Genomic DNA, 26,469 nt, shown 5'->3' with positions numbered 1-26,469 from the left:
CCGTTCTCGATTACGCTTAGACCGACAGTGCTGTCCGGCGGCCTGTTGTAAAGAGTTTCATCTTTCGTTCCAATGAACAGGAGCAATCAATGGCGCTTATTGATGCCATCCACGCGCGTGAAATCCTTGATTCCCGCGGCAATCCCACGGTTGAGGTTGAGGTCTTGCTCTCGGACGGCTCCATGGGCCGCGCTGCTGTCCCGTCCGGGGCATCCACCGGTGCTTTCGAAGCGGCCGAGCGCCGCGACGGAGAGAAGAACCGCTACCTGGGCAAGGGCGTCAGCCAGGCCGTCAACGCGGTGCTCGACACCATCCAGCCCGCGTTGGTGGGCCGCGACGCGACCGACCAGCGCCTGATCGACCAGACCATGATCGATCTGGACGGCACCTCCAACAAGTCCAACCTGGGCGCCAACGCCATCCTGGGCGTTTCGCTGGCGGTGGCCAACGCTGCCGCCGAGTCGGCCAACCTGCCGCTGTACAAGTACCTGGGCGGCCCGAACGCACATGTGCTGCCCGTTCCGCTGATGAACATCCTCAACGGCGGCTCCCATGCCGACTCCGACGTCGACATCCAGGAATTCATGGTGGTGCCCCTGGGCGCTGCCACCTTCTCCGAGGGCCTGCGCTGGGGCGTCGAGGTCTACCACAGCCTCAAGACCGTGCTGAAGGACAAGGGCCTGTCCACCGGACTGGGCGATGAGGGCGGTTTCGCCCCCAACCTGCCGAGCAACCGCGCCGCGCTGGACCTGATCACCGAGGCGATCAACAAGGCCGGCTACACCCCGGGCAAGGAAATTGCACTGGCACTGGACGTCGCCTCCTCCGAGTTCTACTCCGACGGCGCCTACCAGTTCGAGGGCAAGTCCCTGACCGCGGCCGAGATGAGCGAGTACTACAAGCAGCTCGTTGCCGACTACCCGCTGGTCTCCATTGAGGACCCGCTGGACGAGGACGATTGGGAAGGCTGGGCCACCCTGACCGCCGAACTCGGCGACAAGGTGCAGCTGGTGGGCGATGACCTCTTCGTCACCAACCCCGAGCGCCTGCAGCAGGGCATCGACGCCAACACCGCGAACTCGCTGCTGGTCAAGGTCAACCAGATCGGTTCCCTCACGGAGACCCTGGAAGCCGTCTCGCTGGCACAGCGCAACGGCTACACCACGATCACCTCGCACCGCTCCGGCGAGACCGAGGACACCTCGATCGCGGACATCTCGGTGGCCACCAACGCGGGCCAGATCAAGACCGGCGCCCCGGCCCGGTCCGAGCGTGTGGCCAAGTACAACCAGCTGCTGCGCATCGAAGAAGAGCTCGACGACGCCGCGCGCTATGCAGGTGCCGGCGCTTTCCCGCGTTTCAAAGCCTGAACCCTGCCCCTGAATCTGTATCGTCTTAAGCGGGGACTGATAACCTCATTTCCTGCCGACGACCAATGATTTAGGAGCTCCATGGCCACCCGACGCCCCAGAGTGCCACGTGCCGGCCGCCCGGCCGGCGGCAACGGGCCTGTGCAAACAGGTTCCGGTTCAGGGGCGCCGGGTGGTTCCATGTCCGGGAGCGCAGGGCGGACCAACGGCGGCGCAGCGGGGCATGAAAGTGCCCCGTCCGAGGCGAAAGTTATCCGCGCGGACTTCGGTGGCTCCGAAGCCAAGTCCCACGGATCGAAAGCTGAAGGAACCAAAAAGAAGCCTTCGCCGTCGGAAGCCCGGGCAGCCGAACGCCGCGAGCTCTCAGGCGCCATCCGGCAACCCATCATCAGCAGGACGACGCCGCAGGACCGGCCGGAGGACAGCGGCGACGGCACGGGAAGCACGCCGGTCCCGGCCAGGGGATTTTCCGGACGCATGCTGGCCCTCGCCGTCGTACTCGTGACGATCACCATTCTGCTGGCGCCGTCCGTGCGGATCTTCATTGAGCAACGCTCCGAAATCGCCGCGCTGGAACACGAGATTGCAGCCGAGCAGAAGACCCAGAGCAAGCTGGAGCGGGAGCTGGCCCGCTGGGAGGACCCGGAGTACATCAAACAACAGGCCCGCGATCGCATATTCTATGTAATGCCGGGTGAGACACGTTATCTGGTGACCGGGACCGAGGGGCTGAGCGAATCCGAGGAGCATGCGTCCGTGGCGGCGCCGTCCGACCTGCCGTGGGTGGACGCGTTGTGGGACTCGGTGAAGCGGGCAGCTACCGACGTTCCCGCGGAAGAGAACGAGGAAAAGGCCGGGGAAAAGCCGGATACACAGGCCGAGAAACCAGCGGAATAGCCGGTCTGCCCGGCGGCAGCGGTGGCTGGCGGAACCGATGCGGCGCCGAGGCGTGGTCCGCATCGGCCCGGGACGTTGTCGGGAAGCCGGGGCAAAAACAGCCCGAACCAGTCAGCCAACCCGCCCGGCCCGCACGCACGAGCCATCCACCCAGCCCGCACCAGAACGTCCGCACAGTCAGGAAGGACCGCGCCATGGAAGACCCGCGCACACCCACGCCCCAGGATTTGGAGACCCTCAGCCGGCAGCTCGGCCGGCCTGTGCGGGACGTGGTGGAAATAGGAGCGCGCTGCGTCTGCGGCAACCCTCTGGTGGCCACCACGGCGCCGCGGCTGGGCAACGGCATTCCGTTCCCCACGACTTTCTACCTGACCCATCCGATCATCACCTCGGCAGTGTCCCGGCTTGAGGCCGCCGGTGTCATGACCGAAATGACCGAACGGCTCGAACACGATCCGGAACTGGCTGCCGCCTACCGCGAAGCGCACGAGGACTATCTGCGCGTCCGCGATGAAATCGGCGCCCGCACGGGCGTGGGGTCTGTTCCCGAGATTGCCGGTGTCTCCGCCGGCGGCATGCCCACGCGGGTCAAGTGCCTGCACGTGCTGGTGGGCCATTCGCTGGCCGTCGGCCCGGGCGTGAACCCGCTGGGCGACGAGGCGCTGGACAGGATCGCCGAATGGTGGACCAAGGACCGTTGCTATTGCGACGGCGCCTGGGACGTCGCGGGTCCGGCCCCCTCAAGGGACCTGAGCCGCCACACCAAGACCCAGGGCCTCAGCCCGGAAGAGCTCGAGGCCAAGAAGGCCGAACGCCGTCGTGCTGCCGAAGAGGAACCGGCGGGCGAACACGGCGCGCCGGAACAGGAAGAGGGAGCCCGATGAGCCGCGTAGGCGCCATTGACTGCGGAACGAACTCCATCCGCCTGCTGATTGCCGATATCGACGACGACGGCGTGCTGACCGACGTGGTGCGGCTGATGAAGGTGGTCCGGCTGGGCCAGGGCGTCGACGCCACCGGCATGCTCGCCGAGGAAGCCCTGGCACGTACCTTCGCCGCGGCGGAGGAATATGCGGCCCTGCTGCAGGAGCACGGCGCCGAACGCCTGCGCTTCGTCGCCACCTCCGCCACCCGTGACGCCGGCAACCGGCAGGTCTTTGTCGACGGGATCCGGGAGCGGCTCGGCGTGGAACCGGAAGTCGTCACCGGCGCCGAGGAGGCCGAACTGTCCTTCACCGGTGCGGCAAGCGTGCTGGCCACCGCGCCGGGGGAGAAGGTACTGGTGGTCGACCTGGGGGGCGGCAGCACCGAGTTCGTCCTCGGCACGTCCGAGGGAGTCCAGGCCGCCTTGAGCACGGACATGGGCTGCGTGCGCTTCACCGAACGGCACCTCAAATCGGATCCGCCGACCGCCGTCGAAATCGCCGCCGCGGAAACGGACATCAACGCGTACATCGACGCCGTGCTGGCGGACGTACCGCTCGCTGACACGGACCGGCTGGTCGGCGTGGCCGGGTCCATCACCACCGTGACGGCCCATGCCCTTGGGCTGACCGAATACCAGCCCGACACCATCCACGGTGCGGAACTGGATACGGCCAAAACCGCGGCCGCCTGCACATCGCTGCTGTCCATGTCACGTGCTGAACGCGCCGCGCTGCCCTACATGCATCCGGGCCGGGTGGACGTGATTGGCGCCGGGGCACTGATCTGGCGCACCATTAACAATCGTGTCAATGAACTGACCGCCGGCAGGGTCAACGGGGCCACCGCCAGTGAGCACGACATCCTCGACGGCATCGCCATGAGCGCCGCCCGCGGGTAAGTACGAAGTAACCGAAAAGGGCCGCCGGTCCGATCAACGGTAGGATAGTCCGCCATGCCCCCGTACAGGGGACTGGCAGGACACCGGGGAATCCAGGAAAGAGGACACGCATGCACAGCAGGGCCGGAAGACCGGGCCGTCGGGCCACGGTCCGAGCCGCCGCACTCTCTGTGGTCTCTGTGCTGGCCTTGGTATGCGGCACAGTCTTCGCCCCGGCGGCGATGGCCGACGCCACCCGGGACAAGCAGTACTGGCTGGACTCCTACGGCATCCGCGAAGCGTGGAAGACCTCGCAGGGCGAAGGCGTCAAGGTCGCCGTCATCGACAGCGGCGTGGACGCCAGCCATCCGGATCTCAGGGGCGCCGTCGTCGGTGGTACGGATGTTTCCGGCGCAGGCGCGCCGAACGGGCAGCGCGGCATCGGCCAGACTCCTGAACACGGCACCCTCGTAGCCACCTTGCTGGCTGGCCGCGGCCACGCCCCCGAAAAGAAGGAGGCGGACAAGGACGCCGCCGACAAGGACAAAGACCAGAAGGACGACGACGAGAAGGCGCCTGAGCCCAAGGACAAGGGCATCGGCGCCGGTACCGACGGTGTTATCGGGGTGGCGCCCAAGGCCGACCTGCTGACCGTCTCCACCTGGCTCGGCTCGCCGAATCCGGCCGGTGTCAGCATCGAAGAGCAGATCCCCGCCGCGGTGAAGTGGGCCGTGGACAACGGTGCCAAGGTCATCAACATGTCGCTGACCAGCTCCAGCACGTCCTGGCCCGAAAGCTGGGACGAAGCGTTCCTCTATGCCGAGCAGAACGACGTCGTTATTGTGGCCGCTGCGGGCAACCGCGCCGGTGGAACAGAGCAGTCCGGTGCGCCCGCCACCATTCCCGGCGTGCTGACGGTCGCCGGGCTGAACCGCGAAGGCGAAGCCAGCGAAGGCGCTTCCGCCCAGAGCATCGTGATTGGCGTGGCGGCCCCGGCTGAGGACCTGGTGGGCGGCCTGCCAGACGGCCTCTACGCGGACTGGTCCGGCACCTCCGGCGCCACTCCGTTGGTCTCCGGCGTTGCGGCCCTCATCCGTGCCGAGTACCCGGAGATGAGCGCGGCCCAAGTTGTCAACCGCATCATCTCCACGGCCAAAGACGCAGGCGTGCCTGGTCATGACCCGATCTATGGTTTCGGCATTCTCGACGCCGAAGCCGCCCTGACCGCGGACGTGCCGGTTGTCGGCGCGAACCCGGTGGGCTCGATCGCCCAGTGGATCACCGTGCACCGCAGGGGGCAGGTGGCCCCGCCCGAAACCAAGGCCCCCGCCAACCGCGTGGAGGAAGAACCGGCCGTACCCGAGCCCACCACTCCGGTGGCAGAGGAGCCGCGGCTTGAAGGGGACGTGCTTCCCGCGGTGATCGTGATCGGGTTCAGCCTCGTGTTTATCCTGGTCATCGGCCTCGGCGTCCAGCAGACGCTGCGGGCCCGTCATCTGGCAGCCGCTGAACAAGGTGGGGCCGACGACGGCGAAGACACGGGTTTCCTGCCGCCGATCCGCGAGCCGCTGCTCAAGGAATCGGGCAAGAGTGGGGGCCATGGAACCGGCAAAGACAGCGGTCCGCAGAACCGCTGACCATACGACGGGCTGACCGCGTTTCAGCGCCCGCTTCACGCGGTTCGGCACGAGCTCCGGCCACTTAGTGAAAACTTTCACAAAAGGGTTTACACTATTTCGTATGGCATACACTCCTGCTCTTTCAGACCGTCCTCGCGTCCTCGTAGTCGGCGGTGGCTACGTCGGACTTTATGTGGCCCTTAAGCTCCAGAAGAAGGTTAAGGCCCACGGCGGCATCGTGACCTTGGTGGACCCGCTGCCCTACATGACTTACCAGCCGTTCCTGCCGGAGGTGGCTGCCGGCTCCATCGAGTCCCGCCATGCCGTGGTTTCCCACCGCATGCACCTGAAGCAGACCGAAGTCATCACCGGCCGCGTGACCTCGATCGACCATGCCAACAAGACCGCCGTGGTTGAATCCGAAGACGGCGAAGTCAGCTTCGACATCCCGTACCGCGACGTCGTGATTGCCGCCGGCGCGGTGACCCGCACCTTCCCCATCCCGGGCCTCGCCGAAGAGGGCATCGGGTTGAAGACCATTGAAGAAGCGCTGGAACTGCGCAACACCGTGCTGGAGCGGATTGAAGCCGGCTCCATCATGCCGGACGGCCCGGAGAAGCAGCGCGCCCTGACCTTCGTCGGTGTCGGCGGCGGCTTCGCGGGCATCGAAGCCATGACCGAGATCGAGGACATGGCCCGCCACGCCGCGGAAAACAACCCTCGTCTGAAGCGCTCGGACCTGCGTTTCGTGCTGGTGGAGGCCATGGGCCGCATCATGCCCGAGGTCACCGAGCACCAGGCCGAGTGGGTTGTCTCGCACATGCGCTCGCGCGGCATCGAGGTGCTGCTGAACACCTCGCTGGCGTCGGCCGTGGGCGGCAAGCTGGACCTGATCAATATGCCGGACAAGACCCCGGCGCAGTCCTTCGAAACCGACACACTGCTGTGGACCGCCGGCGTGCAGGCCAACCCGATCGTCCGCCAGTTCGGCTTCCCGCTGGACGACCGCGGCCGCGTCAAGGCCAACGCCGAACTGCATATCATCGATGACAACGGCCAGCCGATCGATGGCGCCTGGACCGCTGGCGACGTCGCAGCCGTCCCGGACCTGACCGGCGGCGGTGTAGGCGGCTTCTGCGTCCCGAACGCCCAGCACGCCGTGCGCCAGGCCAAGCTCATGGCGAAGAACATCCTCGCCGAACGCTGGGGCGTGGGCGAGGTCAAGGAATACAAGCACGAGAACCTCGGTGCCGTTGCCGGCCTGGGGCTGAACAAGGGCGTTGCCAAGGTCATGGGCATCAAGCTCAAGGGCCCGCTGGCCTGGCTGGCACACCGCGGCTACCACGGCTTCGCCATGCCGACCGTGGAGCGCAAGATCCGCGTCGTCGCCGACTGGCTGCTCAACGCGGTCCTTGGCCGCGACACCACGGAGATCGCGGACCTGGAAACGCCGTACCGCGCCTTCCGCACGGCAGCCACGCCGCCGCGTAAGTCCGCCGAGCCGCAGCCTGCCGAAAAGAAGGCAGATGACAAGGCCGACGAGCAGGCGCCTGCAGACTCGCGCTAACAACGCGTGAAGTCCCGTAGCGCTAGCGATCCGGGATCCGGGTTCAGCGACGGGCGGAGCAGAACCTAACGACGGCGGGAGCCGGGGTTTCGTACGGAACCCCGGCTCCCGCCGTCGTCCGCTTGGTTGGTTGTTTGGACGGCGTTGGTTGGCCGGCGATCTAGACTGCAATGATGGAATTGCGCAGCGAACACACGAGCGACCGGCCGGCGATACTGGAATTAACCGGCCGTGCTTTCGCCACTGAGGAAGGGCCCAACCCGCCGGTCGAGGTTGCACTGCTGGCCGAGTTGTTCGAATGCGACGGCTATCTGCCCGGGCTCTCGATTGTTGCTGTCGATGCGGGCGTGGTTGTTGGCCATTCGATCACCACCCGTGGTTTTATCGCTGATCAGCCGGCGCTCGGCCTGGGCCCGATTTCCGTCCTGCCCGAACGTCAGCGGCAGGGAATCGGGGCAGCGCTGCTGGAGGAAACCAGAATCCGCGCCGAGGGGATGGGGGAGTCGGTGATCGTGCTGCTTGGACACATTACCTATTACCCAAGATTCGGCTACCGGCCCGCCTCCGAGCTCGGCATCGAAGCGCCGGATCCGCAATGGGGCGACTACTTCATGGCGCTGCCGCTTGGCGGCAGCGAGGTGCCTGCTGGAACGTTCCGTTACGCGGCGCCCTTCGCACGGCTGTAGGCCTTCGTGCCCGCCTCGTCCTGGCCCGGGCGGATCGAGTAGGCTTAGGAGGTGCATTTTCACGGCACGCCCCCGTAGTCCAATGGCAGAGACAGTCGACTTAAAATCGATCCAGTGTGGGTTCGAGTCCCACCGGGGGTACAACTCTTTCCGTTCCGGAAGGTCTCGAAAGGGGCCATTTTGGGACAAAAGGCCCCGACTGTGACGAGCGTTACAATGATGTAACCGAATAGTCTTATTTTTTGGCGCTTTGTGCACTAGCTTTTCTTCTAATCAGGAAACCCTGATATTCGCATCGAAGGTTCGCGGACCTTTGGATCGAGGAGAAAAATTGATGACTGCAACACGTAACGCAGTGCTGTTTGGCGCCGGCGGTAACACCGCGCGCGCGGCCAGATTCGCGGCACTCGGTCTCGGCGTCGCACTGTTCGCGTCAGCCTGTGGGGGCGGCACTTCGACCGAAACCGAAGGAAACGGCGGCTCACCCGCAGCCGCCGGGCTTGTCTGCCCCGAGGGTGGCGAAGGCGCGGGTCCGACCACCGGAACCAAGGGGGATCCGGCAGCTGTACCGGAGACAAAGGGGTCCACGGATACACCGCTGAAGATCGGCTCACTGCTGCCCACCACGGGTGCGCTGGCCTACCTTGGCCCGCCCGAAATTGCCGGCGTTGATCTGGCCATCAAGCAGATTAACGAAGCAGGCGGCGTTCTCGGTGAAGACGTCGATGTTGTGCACCGGGATTCGGGCGACACCACCACGGATATCGCCACCCAGTCCGTGTCCGCACTGCTCGGCCAGGATGTCAACGCCATTGTCGGCGCAGCCTCCTCTGGCGTTTCGAAGACCGTAATCAACCAGATCACCGGGGCTGGCGTTCTGCAGATCTCGCCAGCGAATACCTCGCCGGACTTCACTGACTGGGACGACAACAACCTGTACTGGCGTACAGCCCCCTCGGACGTGCTCCAGGGCCGTACTCTGGGCAGCTACATGGTCTCCTGTGGAGCGCAGACGCTGGGCATGATCGTCCTGAACGATGCCTACGGCACGGGCCTGCGGGATAACGTGAAGACCGCGTTTGAAGGCGCTGGCGGCCAGATCGTCGCTACGGAAATGTTCAACGAGGGCGATTCGCAGTTCAGCTCGCAGGTTGACGCCGTCGCAGCGGCCAACCCGGATGCCATCGCGCTGATCACGTTCGACCAGGTGAAGTCCATTGCCCCGCTTCTGCTGGCCAAGGGCATCACTCCGGACCAGTTGTTCCTGGTGGACGGCAACACCGCCGATCTGAGTGAAGATATGGATCCGGGCGCCATGGAAGGTGCACAGGGCACCATTCCCGGCACCTTCGCGAAGGACGAGTTTAAGGCCTCTCTCGCGGAAATCGATGACGGGCTGACTTCCTACGCGTATGCGGGCGAGGCTTATGACGCGGTGAACCTCGTGGCTCTGGCCTCCGAGGCTGCCGGCAGCACCAACGGCGAAGACATCGCCGGAGAAATGCAGTCGGTGTCCAGGGACGGCGAGAAGTGCTACGACTTCGCCGGCTGCGTGACCCTGCTCCGCGAGGGTGCCGATATCGACTACGACGGTATCTCCGGCCCGATCTCCTTCGATGAGAACGGTGATCCGACCGAAGCTTACGTCGGTATCTACGAATACGACGCCGAAAACCGGCCGCAGCCGATGCGTGAGGAGTTCGGCCAGCTATAAAATAGGAAATCGTCACTCGCAGTCACTCGCACTGACGCAGGAAGCCTCCGCTCTTGGCGGGGGCTTCCTCGCGTGTGGGTTCCAAACGGAACTCCAACTGTGGCCCCGTCACTCGTGGTGGGTTTTTGAAGTGCGTTTCGCTGGTCGTCCCGTTCTGGGAAAGAGGGGATTTGCCTGCAGTTCGGCAAGCGTTCTTAGGGTTGTACACAGCCCCGCAGGCAAGCGTTGTGCTCCCCATCACGCGACGGTAGAATCGAATGTATGTTCGAGTCAATCGTTCCAGCAGAGATGGACCCGGTGAAGCCGGTCCCCGGCGATCCGGGTGCTGCGCTGGTCCGCGGCTGGGCCGTCGAACTCGCAGGTCTGGACCTGGACGTCTCCGAGGGGGTGCGGATCGACCGGATCACCGCCCTGGAGGAACTCAAGGGCGCCCTCGCTGCCGCGCAGGCGCGGGAGACGGAAGCGTTTGTGGCTTCCCGGCGGGAGGCCAGGGCCGCGGCCCGGGTTCCGGCGGAGAGGCGGGGCCGGGGCCTGGCGAAGGAGATCGGGCTGGCCCGGAAGGACTCCCCGAATCGGGGTGGGAAGCACCTGGGCTTGGCGACCACGCTGATCCGGGAAATGCCGCACACGTATGCGGCGTTGGCCGAGGGCCGGCTGAACGAGTGGCGGGCGACCATCCTGGTCCGCGAAACCGCCTGCCTGACCGTTGAAGACCGCGCCCGCATCGATAAGGAACTGTGTTCTGATCCGAAGACGCTGCACGGGTGCGGGGATAAACGGATCGGGGCGATGGCGAAGCAGGCCGCGCTGCGGCTGGATCCCTTGTCGGTGGTCCGGAGGGCGGCGAAAGCCGAAACGGAACGCCATGTCTCCTGCCGTCCGGCGCCGGACACCATGGCCCAGGTGTCCTGCCTTGTGCCGGCGGGGCAGGGCGTGGCCGTCCTCGCCGCCCTGACGAAGGAAGCCGACCGGTTGAAGGCGCAGGGCGATGAACGCTCCCGGGGCCAGCTGATGGCCGACATCTTCGTCGAACGCGTCACCGGCCAGCCCGCGGAGAACCCCGCGAAAATCGAAGTACAGCTGGTCATGACCGACCGCACCCTGTTCCAGGGCGACTCCGAACCGGCCCACCTGACCGGGTACGGCATCGTCCCCGCCCAATGGGCGCGGAACCTGCTCCGCACCGGCGACACCGACACCGAGGTTGAGGGAGCGGCTGGCAGCGGCCATTCCGCCGCCGCAAATCCGGAAAATCGTGCCGCTGGCGAAGACGAATTCGTTGCCCGCGCAGCGGATGCCGTCGATGGGGGCGGCGCTACCGGTTCCGGTCCGCCGGCCAGCGGCGAACCGGAACCGCTCCCCGATGCTGGTGCCGGGAACACGGACCCCGGAACCGCCGGAGATGCCGGCTCGGCGGCCGGACCTCCCGGTGCGAAGCGAAGAGACCCCGGCGATGCAGGCGATGCAGGCGATTCGGAAGAGGTGGAAGTGTGGGTGCGCCGGCTCTACACCGCGCCGGGTACCGGGCAGCTGCTCGGAATGGATTCGCGGGCGCGGTTGATGCCCGCCGGAATGCAGCGGGTCATCCAGGCCAGGGACCAGCTCTGCCGTACCCCGTGGTGTGACGCGCCGATCCGCCACCACGACCACGTCGTGCCCTGGCGCAACGCCGGAGAGACCAGCGAGATCAACGGACAAGGCCTGTGCGAAGCGTGCAACCTCGCCAAAGAAGCCGACGGCTGGCACGCCCGAACAATCCCCGGACCCCGGCACACCGTCGAAACGACAACGCCGACCGGGCACACCTACCAATCCACCGCACCGGCACTGCCCGGCACACCACCGGCAACAGAACAACCGGACGAGACACTCGAGCCGGTGTCAATCTTCGAGCAGGCACTCGGCCGCATCGACTTCCTCTACCGCCCCGCCGCCTGATCTGTAAGTCAGTTACTGGCTACGCGGAAAGCGCGGTTCAGGATTACGCCCTGAACCGCGGTCACTAGGCGGAATCAGCCAGCGTCCCTAGATACAGCTGGATGACCTTGGGATCCTTCATCAATTCACGTCCGGTTCCCGTGTATGCATCCTTGCCTTGGTCCAGCACATATGCGCGGTCGCAGATCTGCAGGCACCGGCGCGCATTCTGCTCGACCATGATTACGGACACTCCGGCGCGGTTGATCTCATGTACCCGGAGGAAGGTCTCGTCCTGCTTGACGGGGGAGAGGCCTGCGGAGGGCTCGTCGAGGAGCAGGACCGCCGGTTCCATCATCAGGGCCCGACCCATGGCCACCATCTGCCGCTCGCCGCCCGAGAGCGAACCCGCACGCTGGGTACGGCGCTTGCCGAGCTCAGGGAACAGACTCGTGACAAAGTCAAAGCGTTCCTTGAAATTCTTAGGCTGCTGGAACATGCCCATTTGCATGTTCTCCTCAATAGTCAAAGAAGCGAAGACGTTGTTTGTCTGAGGCACGAAGCCGACCCCCTGCGTGACAAGCTTGTTCGCCTTAAGGCCCGTGAGGTCCTTGCCGCGGACGACCACGGTTCCGGAATGTACCCGCACCAAGCCGAACATGGCTTTGAGTAATGTCGACTTGCCGGCACCATTCGGTCCGATGATGCCGATCAGTTCACCGGGGCGGGCCTCCATGCTGCACCCATTGAGAATATTGACGCCGGGCAGATAACCAGCGACGAGGTCCGTGACCTTGACGACCGCTTCCTGCGACGCAGCCTCGCGGCTCTGCTCACTCATCGCTGTTCCTTACTGTCTCCGGAGCCCGGTTCGCCCGGGCGTTCAGCACCGCCGTCGAGCTCCGTGATATGGCGTCCGATCACGCCTTCGTCCTCTGTCCCGACAACCGACTCCTGGTCGTGTGAAAGCTGTTCTTCCAGAGCTTCGATTCCTTCCGCATCGCCCAGATCTACATCATGGTGAGCGCCAAGGTAGGCATCGATAACCGCCTGGTCCTTCATGACGTCCTGCGGCGGCCCTTCGGCGACAATCTTTCCTTCTGCCATAACGACAACCCAGTCGGCAATGTGGCGAACCATCTGCATGTCGTGTTCCACGAACAGAACGGTCATTCCCTCAGCCTTCAGGTTCTTGACGTGGTCCAACAGTGACTGAGTGAGAGCCGGGTTCACGCCTGCCATCGGCTCGTCGAGCATGACAAGCTTCGGCCTGACCATCAGGGCCCGTGCCATCTCCAGGAGCTTGCGCTGCCCGCCGGAAAGGGAGGCCGCGTAGTCATCCTTTTTCGTATCCAGTTTGAACTTCTCGAGCAGGATGTCAGCCTGCCTGGTGATCTCCTTTTCCCTGCTGCTCCACATGCCTTTGAAGAGTGCTTTGCTTAGCCTTTCACCGGGCTGGCTGTCCCCGCCGAGACGCATGTTTTCCATTACCGTGAGCTTGCCCATCACCTTGGTGAGCTGGAACGTGCGGACCATACCCATGCGGGCAACTTTGTGGGACGGGACGCCCGCCAGCGAATGGTCGTCGAACTTCCACTCGCCGCTTTGCGGAACGTCGAATCCGGTCAACAGGTTGAATAGCGTAGTTTTGCCTGCACCGTTGGGGCCGATCAACGCCGTGATCTTGTGTCGTGGGACTTCCAGGTATTCGACGTCGACCGCCTTGAGTCCGCCGAAGGTCCGGGTCACATTCTTGGCAATCAGGATCGGATCCCGCTTCTTGCAGCCCGGCGCGGTTTCGCCGGCCGCGATGGGCCTGGTGTCGGTCATGAATTCGGAGGCTGCATGCTTTGGCGCACCGCTTACGGGCGCCGGGACTGCGGTGTTGTTGTCGGTCATGCGAACGCCAGCTCCTTCTTATTGCCCATGACGCCTTGGGGCCTGAAGATCATCAACAGCATCAACGCCACACCTACCAGAATGTAGCGAAGCTGCCCGGCTTGGGTGGCTGTGAGGAAGGTGATGTAACCGGCTCCGATTGCACCATAGAGTACGCCCTGGGTTAGTGAGAGGACCACCCAGAAAATCATGGCGCCGATGACCGGACCGAGTACGGTTGCCATGCCGCCCAGCAGCAGGCAGGTCCACAGGAAGAACGTCAGTTCCGTGGCGTAGTTGGCTGGCTGCACGGCGCCGCGCGGCAGTGTGAAGATCATGCCTGCCAGTGAACCGAAGATACCGCCGATGATGAGGGCCTGCATTTTGTAGGAATACACGTTCTTGCCCAAGGAACGGACGGCGTTTTCGTCCTCGCGGATGCCCTTGAGCACGCGTCCCCAGGGACTGCGCATCAGCAGCCAGACGATCACACAGCAGATGGCCACCACACCCCAGCCCACAATCCGGATCCACAGGTCCCGCTCGTTAAAGTCCACCAAGCCGAGGTTGTACTGGCCTGGCGGGATGGGATTCATGGCAAAGAATCCGCCTTCGAAGGCGGCAAGGCCGTTGGCGGAACCGGTGATAGGGGTGAGTTGGTTGGTGGTGACGATGTAACGCAGGATTTCCGCCGCCGCGATGGTCACAATGGCCAGGTAGTCCGCGCGCAGCCGCAGGGTGGGAATACCGAGCAGGAGTGCGAATAGAACGGAGCCGATGAGGGCGATCAGCAGACCGACGACGAATGGCACGTCCCACAGGATCGTAGGAATGGCGAAGCCGTAGGCGCCGACCGCCATGAAGCCGGCCTGGCCGAAGTTGAGTAGCCCGGAGTAGCCGAAATGCACGGCGAGGCCGAGTGCCGCAAGGGCGTACGCCGCCGTCGTCGGGCTGATGACTTCGCCGAAGGCGTTGGCGAGAATGTTGAGAAAGTCCATATCGAAGCTCCTATCCCACTCGCTCTTTACGGCCCAGAATGCCTTGGGGCCTAAACAGGAGTACGACGATCATGATCAAGAGGGCGCCAACGTACTTCAGGTCCGCTTCAAGCCAGAGGGTGGACAGCTCAACAAACAGGCCCACGAGCACGGAACCCAGCAGGGCGCCGAAAATGGTACCCAGACCACCGAGAACGACGCCGGCGAAGATCAGCAGGAGGATCTGCTGCCCCATGTTGAAGGTCACGCCCGGGCGGTAGTAGGCCCAGAGGATGCCGCCGAGAGCAGCCAGCACGCCGCCGGCGGTCCAGACAATCCGGATGACGCGGTCCACATCGATGCCTGATGCTGCGGCGAGGGCCGGGTTGTCGGAAACGGCCCGCGTGGCCTTTCCGAGCCGGGTCTTGAGCAGCAGCAGACCGATGGCGATGATGACGATGGCGCTGACCACCAGGGACGTCAGGGTGTTGCGGCTGATGGAAATGGAGCCGAATTCGAGAATGGGGCTGTTGGAGCCGGGCAGTTGCTGGGTGGCACCGCCGAAGAAGAACTGGATGACGTAGCGGCTGGCGAGGGCGAGGCCGATGCTGACGATCATCATCGGGATCAGCCCCGAACCGCGGCGCCGCAGCGGCTTCCACAGCCACGCATCCTGCGTATAGCCGAAGATGGCTCCGCCGACGATCGCCAGGGCTATCGCAAGCCAGACAGGCAGGCCCGCGGCGTTGAAGCCGAAAACGAGCACGGCTCCGAGAGTCACCATCTCGCCGTGGGCGAAGTTCGTCAGGCCGGTGGTGCCGAAGATCAGGTTCAGGCCGACGGCGGCTAGGGCCAGGAGCAGGCCGAAGCTCAGCCCCGCGATCAGGCGTTCAACCAGCTGTTCCCCGAAGCTGGCGCCCTGGATAACAATGCCTTCGCCGAGCGGGAAGATCGCTGCCGCGTTGGAGGTGTTGGTGAAGGTTACCTCGCGCGGATTGGGCGTTCCTTCCGCAAGCTCCACGCCTTCGGGGAACGTTGCGACATCCACTTCCACTTGATACGTGCCCCGCTCCGGAACCCCAATGGACCAGGAACCGTTTTCTCCGGTGACGGTTTCCCCCGTGAATCCTTCGCCAGTGGCGGTGATTCTGACGCCAGGCACCGGGCCTTGGGCGTTGCGCAGAACACCGCTGATGGTGTCCCGGAATGGTTCGGCCGGGGCGCTCGTCGTTGTATCCGGCGCCGGCGCGGGCGCAGTAGTGGCAGCCAGCGAGGGCGAGGCGATGAACAGCATTGCCGCCGTCATAGCCAGAATTGCGAGTAACTTCCCCCAGAGCCGAGCGAGCTTCGGCATAGTTCTCAAAATACAAACCTCCACAGTGTGGGGTGGCCCGACGTTTTTTGGCGGCAGGCAGCTGACGTCGCCTGTGATCTCTATCACGGACGTGTCGTTTATGTTACTCGCGGAATTCGTTCAATACGTTGCGAAATGCTTGCTTTTCATCGCAATCGGATAACACTTGTGCACGCATGGTGAAACGAAGCTGCCTGTCGGGCTCTGAAGAGGCCTGAGAGCACGGACCTCAGGTCAGAGGTACAGCCCGGTGCTCTTGTCCTGCTCTTCCGGCTCGGCCACCGCATGGATGTCGCGCTCGCGCAGCAGCACATAGTCCGTGGCATTGACTTCCACCTCGGCCCGGTCCTCCGGGTCGAACAGCACCTTGTCCCCGACGCTGACCTGGCGCACATGGGGGCCTGCGGCGACGACGGAGGCCCAGGCCAGACGCTTGCCCATGGCGGCGGTCGCCGGGATCACGATGCCGGATGAAGAACGGCGCTCGCTGCTGTCCTTGTCCAGCGCAACAAGAATGCGGTCATGAAGCATCCGCAGGGGCAGTTTGGTTGCGGCGGTGCGGCTGGAGGAGGAATCGGGGCGCGTGGTCACCCCAGTATTCTAGCCATGGCGCCGGCTTGCGCCGACCGCAGCTGCCGGTAATCGCCGCAGGCCCACGGCCACTTGAACATCGATTCGGCAAGCGAAAACAGACGATCCGGACATTATTCACGGAACGGGATAAATTTCGAGCCTTCAAACGTTGTGATTGGTAGGGTTTAGTCAGCTCGTACCCCCTAGATGGAGGACAACAACAATGGCCATGGGTGGAAATCCGGTCTTCAATAATCCAAATGCGTTCCGCAGCCAGCCACAGCGCTCAGCGAACGCCGGCGCAGGCATGCTCGCGGGCCAGTCGCAAATGTCCAGCCAGCAGCTCAATGAGCTGTACAACCAGCCGTCGGCCGGTCCCGCACAGACCGGGCGGATGACCTACGACGACGTCATCATGAAGACCATGGCCTGCCTGGCCTTGGTCCTCGCCGGTGCCGCCGTCGGTTGGATGATCCCGGCCCTGATGATTCCGGGCATGCTCGTCGGCCTGGTGCTCGGCCTGGTCAACGCCTTCAAGAAGGAGCCGTCCAAGGCCCTGATCCTGGCGTACGCCGGAGCCGAAGGCGTGTTCGTCGGCGGCCTGTCCATGGTGCTCGACTCGATGTACCCCGGCGTCGCACCTCAGGCAGTCCTCGGCACCGTCTGCGTGTTCGCCGTAACCCTGCTCCTCTTCAAGAGCGGCAAGGTGCGCGCGACGCCGAAGGCGATGAAGTTCTTCATGATCGCCATCATCGGCTACGCGGTGTTCTCCCTGGTCAACTTGGGCCTGCAGATGTTCGGCGTCATGGACACCCCGTGGGGCGTTCGCGGCATCGAAATCAACATCATGGGCATCGGCATCCCCCTCGGCGTGATCATCGGCCTGTTCGCCATCGGCCTGGCCGCGTTCTCACTGATCATGGACTTCACCTCCATTGAGCAGGGCGTCCGCGCCGGTGTGGACCGCAAATACTCCTGGACGGCTGCGTTCGGTCTGACCGTGACGCTGATCTGGCTGTACGTGGAGATCCTGCGCCTGCTTGCGATCCTTCGCGGCACCGAGTAGCAGCGCATTCCATAGTTCGACCGCAGCGGGTCCCGGCAGCAATGCCGGGGCCTGTTGTGCTTAACGGGCGAATTGGCAGGCGGCGGTCAGGCCAACCGCCGGGCGCCGTCGGCCGGGGCAACCGGAAAGATGACGGGCTGCTTGAATCCGGCCATCCGGAAAGAATTGACGACGGCGGTGCTCACCTTTTCTGCCGCTTCTTCCGGGACAAGGGCGATGGCCGAGCCGCCAAATCCGCCTCCCGTCATCCGGGCACCCAAGGCGCCGTGCTGCAGCGCGGTGTCCACGGCCAGATCCAGCTCGGCACAGGACACTTCGTAGTCGTCCCGCAGTGATAGATGGCTGGCCGTTAAGAGGTCGCCGATGGCTGCGGGTCCGGATACCGGGCTGGATGCTTCGCCTTGCGACGTCAGCAGGTGGGCTGTCTGCTGCACGCGTTGGTTCTCCGTGACGACGTGCCGCACGCGGCGGAACGTTGTTTCGTCCAATCGGCCTCGTGCCGCCGAAAGCATTCCTTCCTCCACATCCCGCAGGGAGTCCACGCCCAGGCCTTCGGCGGCCCGCGCGCAGTCGGCGCGCCGTGCGGAATACCCGCCGCTGGCGTGCGAGTGCGAGACCTTCGTATCGACCACCAGCAGCTGCAACCCCGCCTCGCGCAGCGGCAGGGGGACCGGCTGCGTTGCCAGGCTGCGGCAATCAAGGAGCAGGGCATGGTCGCCGCGGCCCAAGAGGGAAGCGGTCTGGTCGAGAATGCCGGTCGGCGCGCCCGCCATCTCGTTCTCGGCCTGCCGGCAGATCTGGACCAGTTCCGGTGGTTCGAAGCCGGCCCCCAGCAGGTCGTTGAGGGCAACGGCCACGGAGCATTCCAGTGCAGCCGAGGAAGAGAGCCCGGCCCCGATGGGGACGTCGGACCCCAGTTGCAGCTCCAATCCGGGAATTTCCACACCGCGCTGGGCGAACGCCCACACGACGCCGAGCGGATAGGCAGCCCAGCCCGTCACGGCGCCGGGTGAGATATCAGCGGCAGCCAACGTCACGTCGTCGTACGCGGTATTTAGGGCGGTGGCGCGAACGGTTGAATTGTTCCGCAGGGAAACGGCGGCCAGGGTGGAGCGGTCGATGGCCAGCGGAAGGGCAAAGCCGAGGTTGTAGTCGGTGTGCTCGCCGATGAGATTGACGCGGCCCGGCGCGGCCCAGATGCCGTCGGGAGCGTGGCCGAAGCGTTGGGCGAAGGCATCGGCGGCGGCGGTGGTCCGGCGGGTCATACCGTGTCCGCCGCCCGGAGCCGCGCGGCGGTGTCCTCGGGCGCGGTGTCGTTGATGAAGGCGCCCATGGCGGCTTCCGAGCCGGCCAGGTACTTGAGTTTGTCCTCGGCCCGGCGCGGGGAGGTCAGCTGCAGATGGAGATGGCCGGAGGGTCGGAAGTCTTCGGCGACGGGTGCCTGGTGCCACGCGGCAATGTAGGGAGTGGGGGAGTTGTAGAGATTGTCCAGCCGGCGCAGCAGTTGCGGGTAAAGCTCCGCGAGTTCGTCGCGTTCCACTCCGGTTAGAGCGGCGAGGTCGGGGATCTGGCGGTGCGGAACCAGGTGTATTTCCAGCGGCCAGCGGGCGGCGAAGGGAACGTAGGCGCTGAAGTGGCTGCCCTCGACGATCATGCGCGCGCCGTCGGTCCGTTCGGCCGCCAGCACCGAACTTGTCAAGGTTTCCAGACCGCCGGAGCGCAGATAATGCCGCCGGGCCAGCTTCGCCATGCCGGCGCTGCGCGGCGTGATGAACGGATAGGCATAGATCTGACCGTGCGGGTGGTGCAATGTCACGCCGATCTCGGCTCCGCGGTTTTCGAAGCAGAAAACCTGCTGCACGCCGGCCATCGCAGACAGGGCCTCGGTGCGCTGGGCCCAGGCGTCCACCACCGTGCGCACCCGCTCGAACGGGAGCGTGCCGAAGGCACCGACGTGGTCTTCGGTAAACGAGATGACTTCGCAGCGTCCGTACGCCGGGGCGCTGGTAGCGGGAGCGTCGTCGGGGGCAGGCAAGGCGCCGAGCTGCGGACCGAAGGACGGGAAACGGTTCTCGAAAACCGCGACCTCGTAGCCGGAAGGAATCTCCGTCTGCCGTGCGCCGTCGGAGGGGCACAGCGGACATTCGTCCGCCGGCGGCAGGTGGGTGCGGTTCTGCCGGTGCGCCGCCACGGCCACCCATTCGCCGGTCAGCACATCGAAGCGCACCTCGCCGGTCTCGCCGCCGCGCGGATCCAGCTGCCGGGCGTCCGCCGAGGAGGTGTCGCGGCGCCGCTTGGCTGCGTCAGGGGTGCTGTCAAAATAGATCAGTTCCCGCCCGTCCGCGAGCCGCGTGGAAGTCATCGTCGTCATGGCGGCTCCTGAGGATGCATTCTCCGGTACGTTTTAGCTATGAGCCACCCTACCTTCGCCACCGGAGAACAGTTCGAGATTGTCCGCGGAGACTCACGCGCCGTTATTACCGAACTCGCAGCCTGCCTGCGGTTGTTCGAGAAGAACTCCGTGCAACTGACCGAGACCTTCGGCGACGACCAGATTCCTCCGGGAGCAGTAGGGATTCTGCTGGCGCCGTGGCCCAACAGGGTGGACAAAGCGGTCTGGACGCTCAACGGCAAGGAACAACGGCTGGACATCACGGAGCTCAAGCGCGGCCATGCCACCCACGGGTTGCTGCGGAACACCGGCTACCGCAAGGTGGAACACACCGAATCCGCCGTTTCGCTGGAGGCCCGGATCTTCCCGCAGCACGGCTATCCGTTCCACCTCACCCACCGCGTGCGCTACGAGCTGGATAACGACGGCGACCTGAAGGTCATGCAGACACTGGTCAACCATTCGGCGGAGGCAGCGCCCGTGGCCCTCGGCGCGCATCCCTACCTGCGGCTGGGTCAGGAAGATACCTCCGGCCTGACGCTGACGGTCCCCGGCGGGACGTACCTGATCACGGACGAGACACTGATTCCCCGGGACAAAGCAGCCGCCGCAGATGGGATGGACCTGCGTGCCGGACGAGAGGTGAGTTCGCTGGACATGGACTGTGCCTACACCGATCTGGTCCCGGCTGCCAGCGGCCGGGTAGAGAGCACCTTGAGCGCCCCGGACGGCAAATCCGTGACGTTATGGCAGGACGAAACATTCCCCTACACGCATGTGTTCGTGACAGACAAGTACCCGGGGCGGGCGCAAGCGGTGGCTATTGAACCGATGACGGCACCGGCGAATGCGCTCAACTCCGGCGATGGCCTCGTCTGGCTGGAGCCCGGCGCTCAATTCGGCGGCAGCTGGGGCATCAGTGCCGAGGTCAGTTCGACGAATGTCCGGGCGCGAATATGAAACTATTGACACTATGACCCGGCCCTTCCCCGACAACCGTCCACCGGCCGCCGGTCCGCGCGCCGGAACCGGTGGTGCGCACCATGTCCGCGAGGACGTGCCGTACGCCCTGAGGATCAGTGCTGCCTGGGCCTGGCGGCTCGGATTGATCATTGTGGTGGTCGGGGTGCTGATCTGGCTGCTGAGCTACATTTCGCTGATCATCATCCCGCTGATGGTCGCCGCCCTGCTGGCGGGCCTGCTCCAGCCCGTGGTCCGGTTCCTCCACAAGGCCAAAGTGCCCGGCGGCCTGGCCGTCGCCATCACGATCCTGGGCTTCCTGGGCCTGATGGGCGGCGCGTTGTCCCTGGTGGGGCGCCAGCTGTTCTTCGGTTTCCGCGAACTGTGGGACCAGGCCCTTGAGGGCGTGCGGCAGATCCAGGGCTGGCTGACCGACGGTCCCTTGGCCCTGACATCGGCCCAGCTGAACGACTACATCAACGAGCTGCTGGACCAGCTGCAGAACAACAGCAGCGCCATCCTCTCCAGCGCCCTCTCCGTCGGTTACACTGCCGGCCACTTCGTGACCGGACTGCTGCTGGCAATTTTCGCACTGATCTTCTTCCTGCTCGACGGCGAGCGGATCTGGATGTTCGTCGTCGGACTGCTGCCGAGGCGGGCACGCGCGGCAAGCAACGGTGCCGGCCGCAAGGGCTGGAACTCGCTGGTCCAGTACATCCGTGTCCAGGTATTCGTGGCGTTCGTGGATGCAGTCGGCATTGGTGCGGGCGCGGCCATTATCGGCGTTCCGCTGGCGTTGCCGCTGAGCGTGCTGGTGTTCATCGGTTCGTTCATCCCGATCGTCGGTGCGCTGGTCACGGGCTTCGTGGCGGTGCTGCTGGCCCTGGTAGCCAACGGCTGGGTCAACGCCTTGATCATGCTGGCCATTGTGCTGGGCGTCCAGCAGCTGGAAAGCCACGTCCTCCAGCCACTGATCATGGGCAAGGCAGTGTCCCTGCATCCGCTGGCCGTGGTGATCGCCGTGGCTGGCGGCACTATGGTGGCCGGCATTCCCGGTGCGCTCTTTGCGGTTCCGCTGCTGGCCATCGTCAACACGGTAGTGAAGTACATAGCGGCCCGGGGCTGGGAGCATGACAGCGCCCTCGTCGGGCAACAGCGGCCTGCTGAAGCCTTGGCCGGGCCGCCCGGCACAGAGAGTGCGCGCGGGGCCGGAGGGTCTGCGCCGGGCAGCGAGGATAGGCCGGTTGATGCCGCAAAGTCGGGCCCCGGGGACGCAGCAACGCAGGAAGCCGTGGTGAAGCCGGATGCCAGGGACGGGACTGCGGAGGGCACCGCCGTCGAGAATACGAAGCCCGAAAAGACTAAAGCTGGGGAACCGGGCGGTAATGCCCCCGAGGATAGGAACGAACTGCGCAAATGATAGATCTGAAAGCACTGCCCGTTACCGTTGACGACATCATGGATGCCGCCGAATTGCTCGACGGCGTGATCGAGCTGACTCCGGTCGAACAGTCCCGTGCACTGGGCCGGATGACCGGATCCGATGTCTACTTCAAGTGCGAGAATCTGCAGCGCGCCGGTTCCTTCAAGGTCCGCGGTGCCTACGTGCGCATGGCCCGGCTGAACGAAGAGGAGCGGGCGCGCGGCGTGGTTGCGGCGTCAGCGGGAAACCACGCCCAGGGCGTGGCCGTCGCTGCGGCCAGGCTGGGCATCAAGGCGCGGATCTTCATGCCCATGGGCGTCGCCCTGCCGAAGCTGGCAGCCACCCGCGGCCACGGCGCGGAGGTCGTCCTGCACGGCCACAACGTGGACGAAGCCCTGGCCGAGGCCCAACGCTACGCTGATGAAACCGGCTCGGTCTTCGTCCACCCCTTCGACAACACGGACATCATCGCCGGGCAGGGGACCGTCGGCCTGGAGGTGCTGGAGCAGATCCCCAACGTGGACACCGTGGTTATGGGTGTCGGCGGCGGCGGACTGCTGGCCGGCGTGGCGACGGCGATCAAGGCCCGCGCCAAGGAGCTCGGCCGCGAGATCAGGGTCATCGGCGTGCAGGCCGAAAACGCCGCTGCTTACCCGCCGTCGCTGGCCGCTGACGCACTGGTGCCGCTGCAGAAAGTGTCCACCATGGCGGACGGCATTGCCGTGGGCCGGCCCGGACAGGTGCCGTTTTCCATCATCCGGGAGCTGGTCGACGACGTCGTCACGGTCAGCGAGGATGCCCTCGCAAGGGCGCTGATCTTCCTGATCGAGCGGTCCAAGCTGGTGGTGGAGCCCGCCGGTGCCGTGGGCGTGGCCGCGCTGATGGAAGGGGTCATCGAAAATCCCGGCACCACGGCGGTCATCCTCTCCGGCGGCAACATCGATCCAATGCTGATGCTCAAGGTGATCCAGCGCGGCCTGTACGCCTCGGGGCGCTTCATGTCCGTGCGCATCATGCTGGACGACCGGCCCGGCTCGCTGGCCCAGATCTCACGCATCATCGCCGAGTCGGACGCGAACGTCACGCGCGTGGACCACACCCGCATCGGCGGCTCCATCAGCATGGGCGACGTGGCCATCACCATCGACATCGAGACTAAGGGCCACGAGCACTGTAAGCAGGTGCTGGGGAACCTGCGCGCGGAGGGCTTCCAGCCCGTCGTCGTGCATTAGCCATGGCTGACCACGGCGGGCAGGCGCCTCGGACCCAAGCGTCACGGGCGCGGTGGGGACTGGTGGTGCTCGGTGTCCTCACGGCCGTGCTGTGGGGTATCCAAATAGTCAATGTGTCGACCGGCCGAGAGCTGAATTTCCTGCTGGGAAACATCCCGCGGACGCTCTACGGGCTGGACGGCATCATCTTTTCGCCGCTGCTGCACGCGGACTTCAGCCACCTGCTCAGCAACAATCTGCCCCTGGTGGTGCTGGGGTTCCTGGTATTCCTGGAGGGCGTGCGCCGATTTGTCGCAGTCCTCGCCTCCAGCTGGCTGGTATCCGGCGTCGGCGTCTGGCTCACCGGCGCAGGCCTGACGGTCGGTTCCTCGGGACTGGTCTTCGGCTTCCTGACCTACCTGCTGGTGCGCGGGTTCTACAACCGCAGCTGGAAACAGATTCTGCTGGCCGTGGTGATCTTCATGTTCTACGGCTCGGTCCTGTGGGGCGTATTGCCGACGCCGGGGTCCGGCATTTCGTGGCAGGCCCACCTTTTCGGCGCGGTCGGGGGAGTGTTGGCAGCGGTCCTGCTGCGCAAGGAAGCCAGGCGCCGGAACCGGCGCGTGGGCAGCTGAAGCCAAGTGCCGCCGTCGTTGTTTGGACGCCGAGGGCAAAGGGCTGCTGACAGAAATGGCGGGCTCCCCGGTGGGGAACCCGCCATTCGAATCCGGACTGGCCGGAAGCTGCTTTAGCCCTTGTACGGCTTGGCGGAGATGATTTCCACCGAGATTTCTTTGCCGTTCGGTGCTGTGTAAGTGGTCTTGTCGCCTGCTTTGAGACCCTGGATTGCGGCGCCGAGGGCGGACCGCTCGCTGTAGACATCGATAGCGGCGTCGCCGGCAACTTCGCGGCTGCCGAGCAGGAAGGTTTCCTTGTCGCCGGCGACTTTGGCTTCAACAACCATGCCCGGTTCGACAACGCCGTCATCGGCAGGTGCTTCCCCCACATGCGCGTTGCGAAGCAGCTCGGTCAGCTGCCGGATGCGTGCCTCTGCTTTGCCCTGTTCCTCTTTGGCTGCATGGTAACCGCCGTTTTCCTTGAGGTCTCCCTCGGAACGGGCCTGCTCAATACGGGCAACAATCTCCGTACGGCCGGGGCCGGAGAGATGATCCAGTTCAGCCTTCAGGCGGTCGTAGGACTCCTGGGTGAGCCAGGCGACGGATGCGCTGGATGTAGACACGTACTTCTCCTTAGTTACTGCCGGTTTCAAAGCTGAGACTCCGGCACGGTTACTTATTGCAGGAAACGGCCGCCGGGTTGGCAGCCGCTTCCATGCAAAGACCCCGCCATACTGGTGACTCGTCTAGCGAATTTCCTTGGTCACCTGATGGGCGGGGTGGAATGTATTTGAATAAGTCTAGTCAATCACAGAAGCAAATCCCAATAATCGAGACCGAGCTGCAACATTTGCTTCGGGCTTTGCCCCCTGTGCGGGGAGGGGCAGCGGAGAGCCAGCGGCGCGGGTCAGTCCACAATCCAGCAGCTGTTGACGCCGCCGGTAGTCGCAGGGGATTCCGTTCGCAGCTCAACGCGATGGGCGGTGGTGCGGCCGTTGGCTGCTCCTTCGTCCTCCGCGTTGGGACCGACGGTGACGACCTTCCAGCCGACGACCGCGTAGTTTTCGCTCAAGGCCTGGACCGCGCACTCCGCCGTGGCGTCCGGATCCTTCATGACCTGAAAGTCCACCACCACTGTTCCGTCGTCGCTAAGATTGAACCCGACGTCGGTGCTTGAGACATCGTCGGAGCCCTGGATGGAGAAGGACATCCAGCCAGCGATGACGACGGCGACAGCCAGCGCGGCGATGGCCATCCACTTTTTGGCGTTCCCGCTGAGCCCGCGCTTTGGGGCGCCGTAGCGATTGGCTACGCTTAAGCCGGACGAGGTGTCCGTGGGAGTGGGTCCGGTGGTGCTCACACCACCACTTTATCGTGTCCCGGGATCGACGGCGGTCCCTTCAGAATCCAGTCATTGTCCGTTCGTAGATCACCAGGAGTTTTTCGTGAGCATCCCCGCACAGCCCGGCGTGGCCCCCAAGGGAAGCAGTTCCGGGGGCCGGCTTCGCCTGCTCGCGGTCCATGCGCACCCCGACGATGAGTCGAGCAAGGGCGCGGCGACGATGGCCAGCTACGCGGCGGCCGGCGTCGATGTCATGGTCGCCACCTGCACCGGCGGTGAGCGCGGCGACATCCTGAACGCCGAGGTCGCCTCGGTTCCGCACGCCCTGCGTGACCTGCCCGGCCTGCGCCGGCTGGAAATGGCCGACGCCGCCAAGGAACTCGGCGTCGCGCACCGCTGGCTTGGCTTCGTCGACTCGGGCCTGCCGCAGGGCGACCCGCTGCCGCCGCTGCCCTTCGGCAGCTTTGCCACGCTGCCGCTCGAGCGCGCCGCGGCGCCGCTGGTCCGCCTGGTCCGCGAGTTCCAGCCCCACGTGATCATCAGCTATGACGAGAATGGCGGCTATCCGCACCCGGACCACATCATGGCACACAAGGTCGCGGTGGAGGCCTACAACGCCGCCGGCGACGCCGAAAGCTACCCCGAGGCCGGCGAACCCTGGACGCCACTGAAGCTCTACTTCGACCGCGCCTTCAACCCCGAGCGGTTCCGCGCCCTGCACTTCGCCCTCGAAGAGGCCGGCCTGCAGTCGCCGTATGCCGCACGCATCGCCGCCTGGCAGGAGGCAGATGCCGAGGGGCACCAGCCGCCGATGCCGGTCCACCGGACCACCACGCAGATCGACTGCGGGGACTTCTTCGAGCACCGCGACCGCGCCCTGCTGGCCCACCGCACGCAGATCGAGCCCAACGGATTCTTCTTCGCGGTGTCGCCGGATATGCAGCGCAAGGTGTGGCCGTGGGAGGACTACACACTGGTTGACGCCCGGGTGGAAACCTCGGTACCGGAAACGGACTTCTTCGCTGGCATACGATAGAGACAGCGCCACCTGATTTTCCGGGCACCTTGTGCCTATTCCGGGCCACATGTCCCGGGTTCTGCC

24 protein-coding genes and 1 tRNA gene are annotated in these 26,469 nt (G+C 65.0%); 16 read left to right on the top strand and 9 right to left on the bottom strand.

Translation table 11 applies throughout. The features are described 5' to 3' along the window. Positions 1-89 precede the first annotated feature (89 nt). The 10 genes from eno to AC3A4M_RS06100 all read left to right on the top strand — a co-directional run bounded on the left by eno (position 90) and on the right by AC3A4M_RS06100 (position 11,595). On the top strand, positions 90-1,370 hold the full coding sequence (gene eno / locus AC3A4M_RS06145; RefSeq protein WP_498733289.1) for a phosphopyruvate hydratase: 1,281 nt from the start codon (positions 90-92) through the stop codon (positions 1,368-1,370). A gap of 180 nt (positions 1,371-1,550) precedes the next feature. Next, the gene (locus AC3A4M_RS06140) at positions 1,551-2,267 is read left to right on the top strand and encodes an FtsB family cell division protein (protein WP_498734637.1); all 717 of its coding nucleotides are present in this window, start codon (positions 1,551-1,553) and stop codon (positions 2,265-2,267) included. A gap of 194 nt (positions 2,268-2,461) precedes the next feature. After that, positions 2,462-3,151: a DUF501 domain-containing protein gene (locus AC3A4M_RS06135; protein WP_498734635.1), complete on the top strand. Its 690-nt coding sequence runs from the start codon at positions 2,462-2,464 to the stop codon at positions 3,149-3,151. Continuing rightward, positions 3,148-4,092, top strand: a complete 945-nt coding sequence (locus tag AC3A4M_RS06130) for a Ppx/GppA phosphatase family protein (protein WP_498734634.1) — start codon at positions 3,148-3,150, stop codon at positions 4,090-4,092. Before AC3A4M_RS06135 ends, AC3A4M_RS06130 begins: the two co-directional genes overlap by 4 nt. 110 nt (positions 4,093-4,202) lie before the next feature. Beyond that, positions 4,203-5,708 carry a S8 family serine peptidase gene (locus tag AC3A4M_RS06125; protein WP_498734633.1) on the top strand — a complete coding sequence of 502 codons (1,506 nt, stop codon included), beginning with the start codon at positions 4,203-4,205 and terminating at the stop codon, positions 5,706-5,708. Between the two features lie 103 nt (positions 5,709-5,811). Next, positions 5,812-7,257 (top strand): NAD(P)/FAD-dependent oxidoreductase, encoded by a 1,446-nt coding sequence (locus tag AC3A4M_RS06120; RefSeq protein WP_498734632.1) that lies wholly within the window; start codon positions 5,812-5,814, stop codon positions 7,255-7,257. Between the two features lie 173 nt (positions 7,258-7,430). Beyond that, positions 7,431-7,943, top strand: coding sequence for a GNAT family N-acetyltransferase (locus tag AC3A4M_RS06115; RefSeq protein WP_498734631.1), 513 nt, complete (start codon positions 7,431-7,433; stop codon positions 7,941-7,943). A 68-nt stretch (positions 7,944-8,011) separates the two neighbouring features. Beyond that, a tRNA-Leu gene (locus tag AC3A4M_RS06110) sits at positions 8,012-8,084 on the top strand. 193 nt (positions 8,085-8,277) lie between these two features. Then, positions 8,278-9,657 (top strand): ABC transporter substrate-binding protein, encoded by a 1,380-nt coding sequence (locus tag AC3A4M_RS06105; RefSeq protein WP_498734629.1) that lies wholly within the window; start codon positions 8,278-8,280, stop codon positions 9,655-9,657. A gap of 261 nt (positions 9,658-9,918) precedes the next feature. Continuing rightward, on the top strand, positions 9,919-11,595 hold the full coding sequence (locus AC3A4M_RS06100; protein ID WP_498734627.1) for an HNH endonuclease: 1,677 nt from the start codon (positions 9,919-9,921) through the stop codon (positions 11,593-11,595). A gap of 64 nt (positions 11,596-11,659) precedes the next feature. Here the strand turns inward: AC3A4M_RS06100 and AC3A4M_RS06095 are convergent, their stop codons facing one another. From AC3A4M_RS06095 to AC3A4M_RS06075, 5 genes are all read right to left on the bottom strand, one after another. Next, entirely contained in the window at positions 11,660-12,415 is a 756-nt protein-coding gene (locus AC3A4M_RS06095; protein WP_498729291.1) for an ABC transporter ATP-binding protein, read from the bottom strand. After that, positions 12,412-13,404, bottom strand: coding sequence for an ABC transporter ATP-binding protein (locus AC3A4M_RS06090; RefSeq protein WP_498729334.1), 993 nt, complete (start codon positions 13,402-13,404; stop codon positions 12,412-12,414). The genes AC3A4M_RS06095 and AC3A4M_RS06090 overlap by 4 nt, the downstream gene beginning before the upstream one ends. A gap of 65 nt (positions 13,405-13,469) precedes the next feature. Then, on the bottom strand, positions 13,470-14,450 hold the full coding sequence (locus AC3A4M_RS06085; RefSeq protein WP_498729290.1) for a branched-chain amino acid ABC transporter permease: 981 nt from the start codon (positions 14,448-14,450) through the stop codon (positions 13,470-13,472). Between the two features lie 10 nt (positions 14,451-14,460). Further along, entirely contained in the window at positions 14,461-15,783 is a 1,323-nt protein-coding gene (locus AC3A4M_RS06080; RefSeq protein ID WP_498734626.1) for a branched-chain amino acid ABC transporter permease, read from the bottom strand. A 234-nt stretch (positions 15,784-16,017) separates the two neighbouring features. Continuing rightward, positions 16,018-16,314 (bottom strand): GroES family chaperonin, encoded by a 297-nt coding sequence (locus AC3A4M_RS06075; protein WP_498734799.1) that lies wholly within the window; start codon positions 16,312-16,314, stop codon positions 16,018-16,020. A gap of 265 nt (positions 16,315-16,579) precedes the next feature. On the opposite strand from AC3A4M_RS06075, the gene AC3A4M_RS06070 reads away from it, so the two are divergent. Continuing rightward, positions 16,580-17,422: a Bax inhibitor-1/YccA family protein gene (locus AC3A4M_RS06070; RefSeq protein ID WP_498729288.1), complete on the top strand. Its 843-nt coding sequence runs from the start codon at positions 16,580-16,582 to the stop codon at positions 17,420-17,422. An 86-nt stretch (positions 17,423-17,508) separates the two neighbouring features. Here AC3A4M_RS06070 and galK read toward each other — a convergent pair whose 3' ends face one another. Both galK and galT read right to left on the bottom strand, forming a co-directional pair. Then, complete coding sequence (galK, locus tag AC3A4M_RS06065; protein WP_498734625.1) at positions 17,509-18,687, bottom strand: galactokinase; 1,179 nt, start codon at positions 18,685-18,687, stop codon at positions 17,509-17,511. Then, the gene (gene galT, locus AC3A4M_RS06060) at positions 18,684-19,793 is read right to left on the bottom strand and encodes a galactose-1-phosphate uridylyltransferase (protein WP_498734624.1); all 1,110 of its coding nucleotides are present in this window, start codon (positions 19,791-19,793) and stop codon (positions 18,684-18,686) included. The genes galK and galT overlap by 4 nt, the downstream gene beginning before the upstream one ends. A gap of 39 nt (positions 19,794-19,832) precedes the next feature. On the opposite strand from galT, the gene AC3A4M_RS06055 reads away from it, so the two are divergent. Genes AC3A4M_RS06055 through AC3A4M_RS06040 form a run of 4 tightly spaced genes read left to right on the top strand, consistent with a single transcriptional unit; the run spans position 19,833 to position 24,043 of the window. Beyond that, entirely contained in the window at positions 19,833-20,774 is a 942-nt protein-coding gene (locus tag AC3A4M_RS06055; protein ID WP_498734622.1) for an aldose 1-epimerase family protein, read from the top strand. A gap of 13 nt (positions 20,775-20,787) precedes the next feature. Further along, positions 20,788-22,194: an AI-2E family transporter gene (locus AC3A4M_RS06050; protein ID WP_498734620.1), complete on the top strand. Its 1,407-nt coding sequence runs from the start codon at positions 20,788-20,790 to the stop codon at positions 22,192-22,194. Beyond that, entirely contained in the window at positions 22,191-23,429 is a 1,239-nt protein-coding gene (ilvA, locus tag AC3A4M_RS06045) for a threonine ammonia-lyase (RefSeq protein WP_498734619.1), read from the top strand. The genes AC3A4M_RS06050 and ilvA overlap by 4 nt, the downstream gene beginning before the upstream one ends. Positions 23,430-23,431: 2 nt before the next feature. Continuing rightward, positions 23,432-24,043 (top strand): rhomboid family intramembrane serine protease, encoded by a 612-nt coding sequence (locus AC3A4M_RS06040; RefSeq protein ID WP_498734617.1) that lies wholly within the window; start codon positions 23,432-23,434, stop codon positions 24,041-24,043. A 113-nt stretch (positions 24,044-24,156) separates the two neighbouring features. On the opposite strand, the gene greA is transcribed toward AC3A4M_RS06040, so the two are convergent. Beyond that, complete coding sequence (gene greA / locus AC3A4M_RS06035) at positions 24,157-24,648, bottom strand: transcription elongation factor GreA (protein ID WP_498734616.1); 492 nt, start codon at positions 24,646-24,648, stop codon at positions 24,157-24,159. Between the two features lie 284 nt (positions 24,649-24,932). Then, on the bottom strand, positions 24,933-25,385 hold the full coding sequence (locus tag AC3A4M_RS06030) for a DUF4307 domain-containing protein (RefSeq protein ID WP_498734614.1): 453 nt from the start codon (positions 25,383-25,385) through the stop codon (positions 24,933-24,935). 91 nt (positions 25,386-25,476) lie between these two features. On the opposite strand from AC3A4M_RS06030, the gene mca reads away from it, so the two are divergent. Continuing rightward, entirely contained in the window at positions 25,477-26,403 is a 927-nt protein-coding gene (gene mca / locus AC3A4M_RS06025) for a mycothiol conjugate amidase Mca (protein ID WP_498734797.1), read from the top strand. The last annotated feature ends 66 nt before the right edge of the window (positions 26,404-26,469 follow it).

The sequence above is a fragment of the Arthrobacter sp. Soil_C_60 genome, from assembly GCF_057656375.1.
This window is presented reverse-complemented; position numbering and strand designations above follow the sequence as displayed.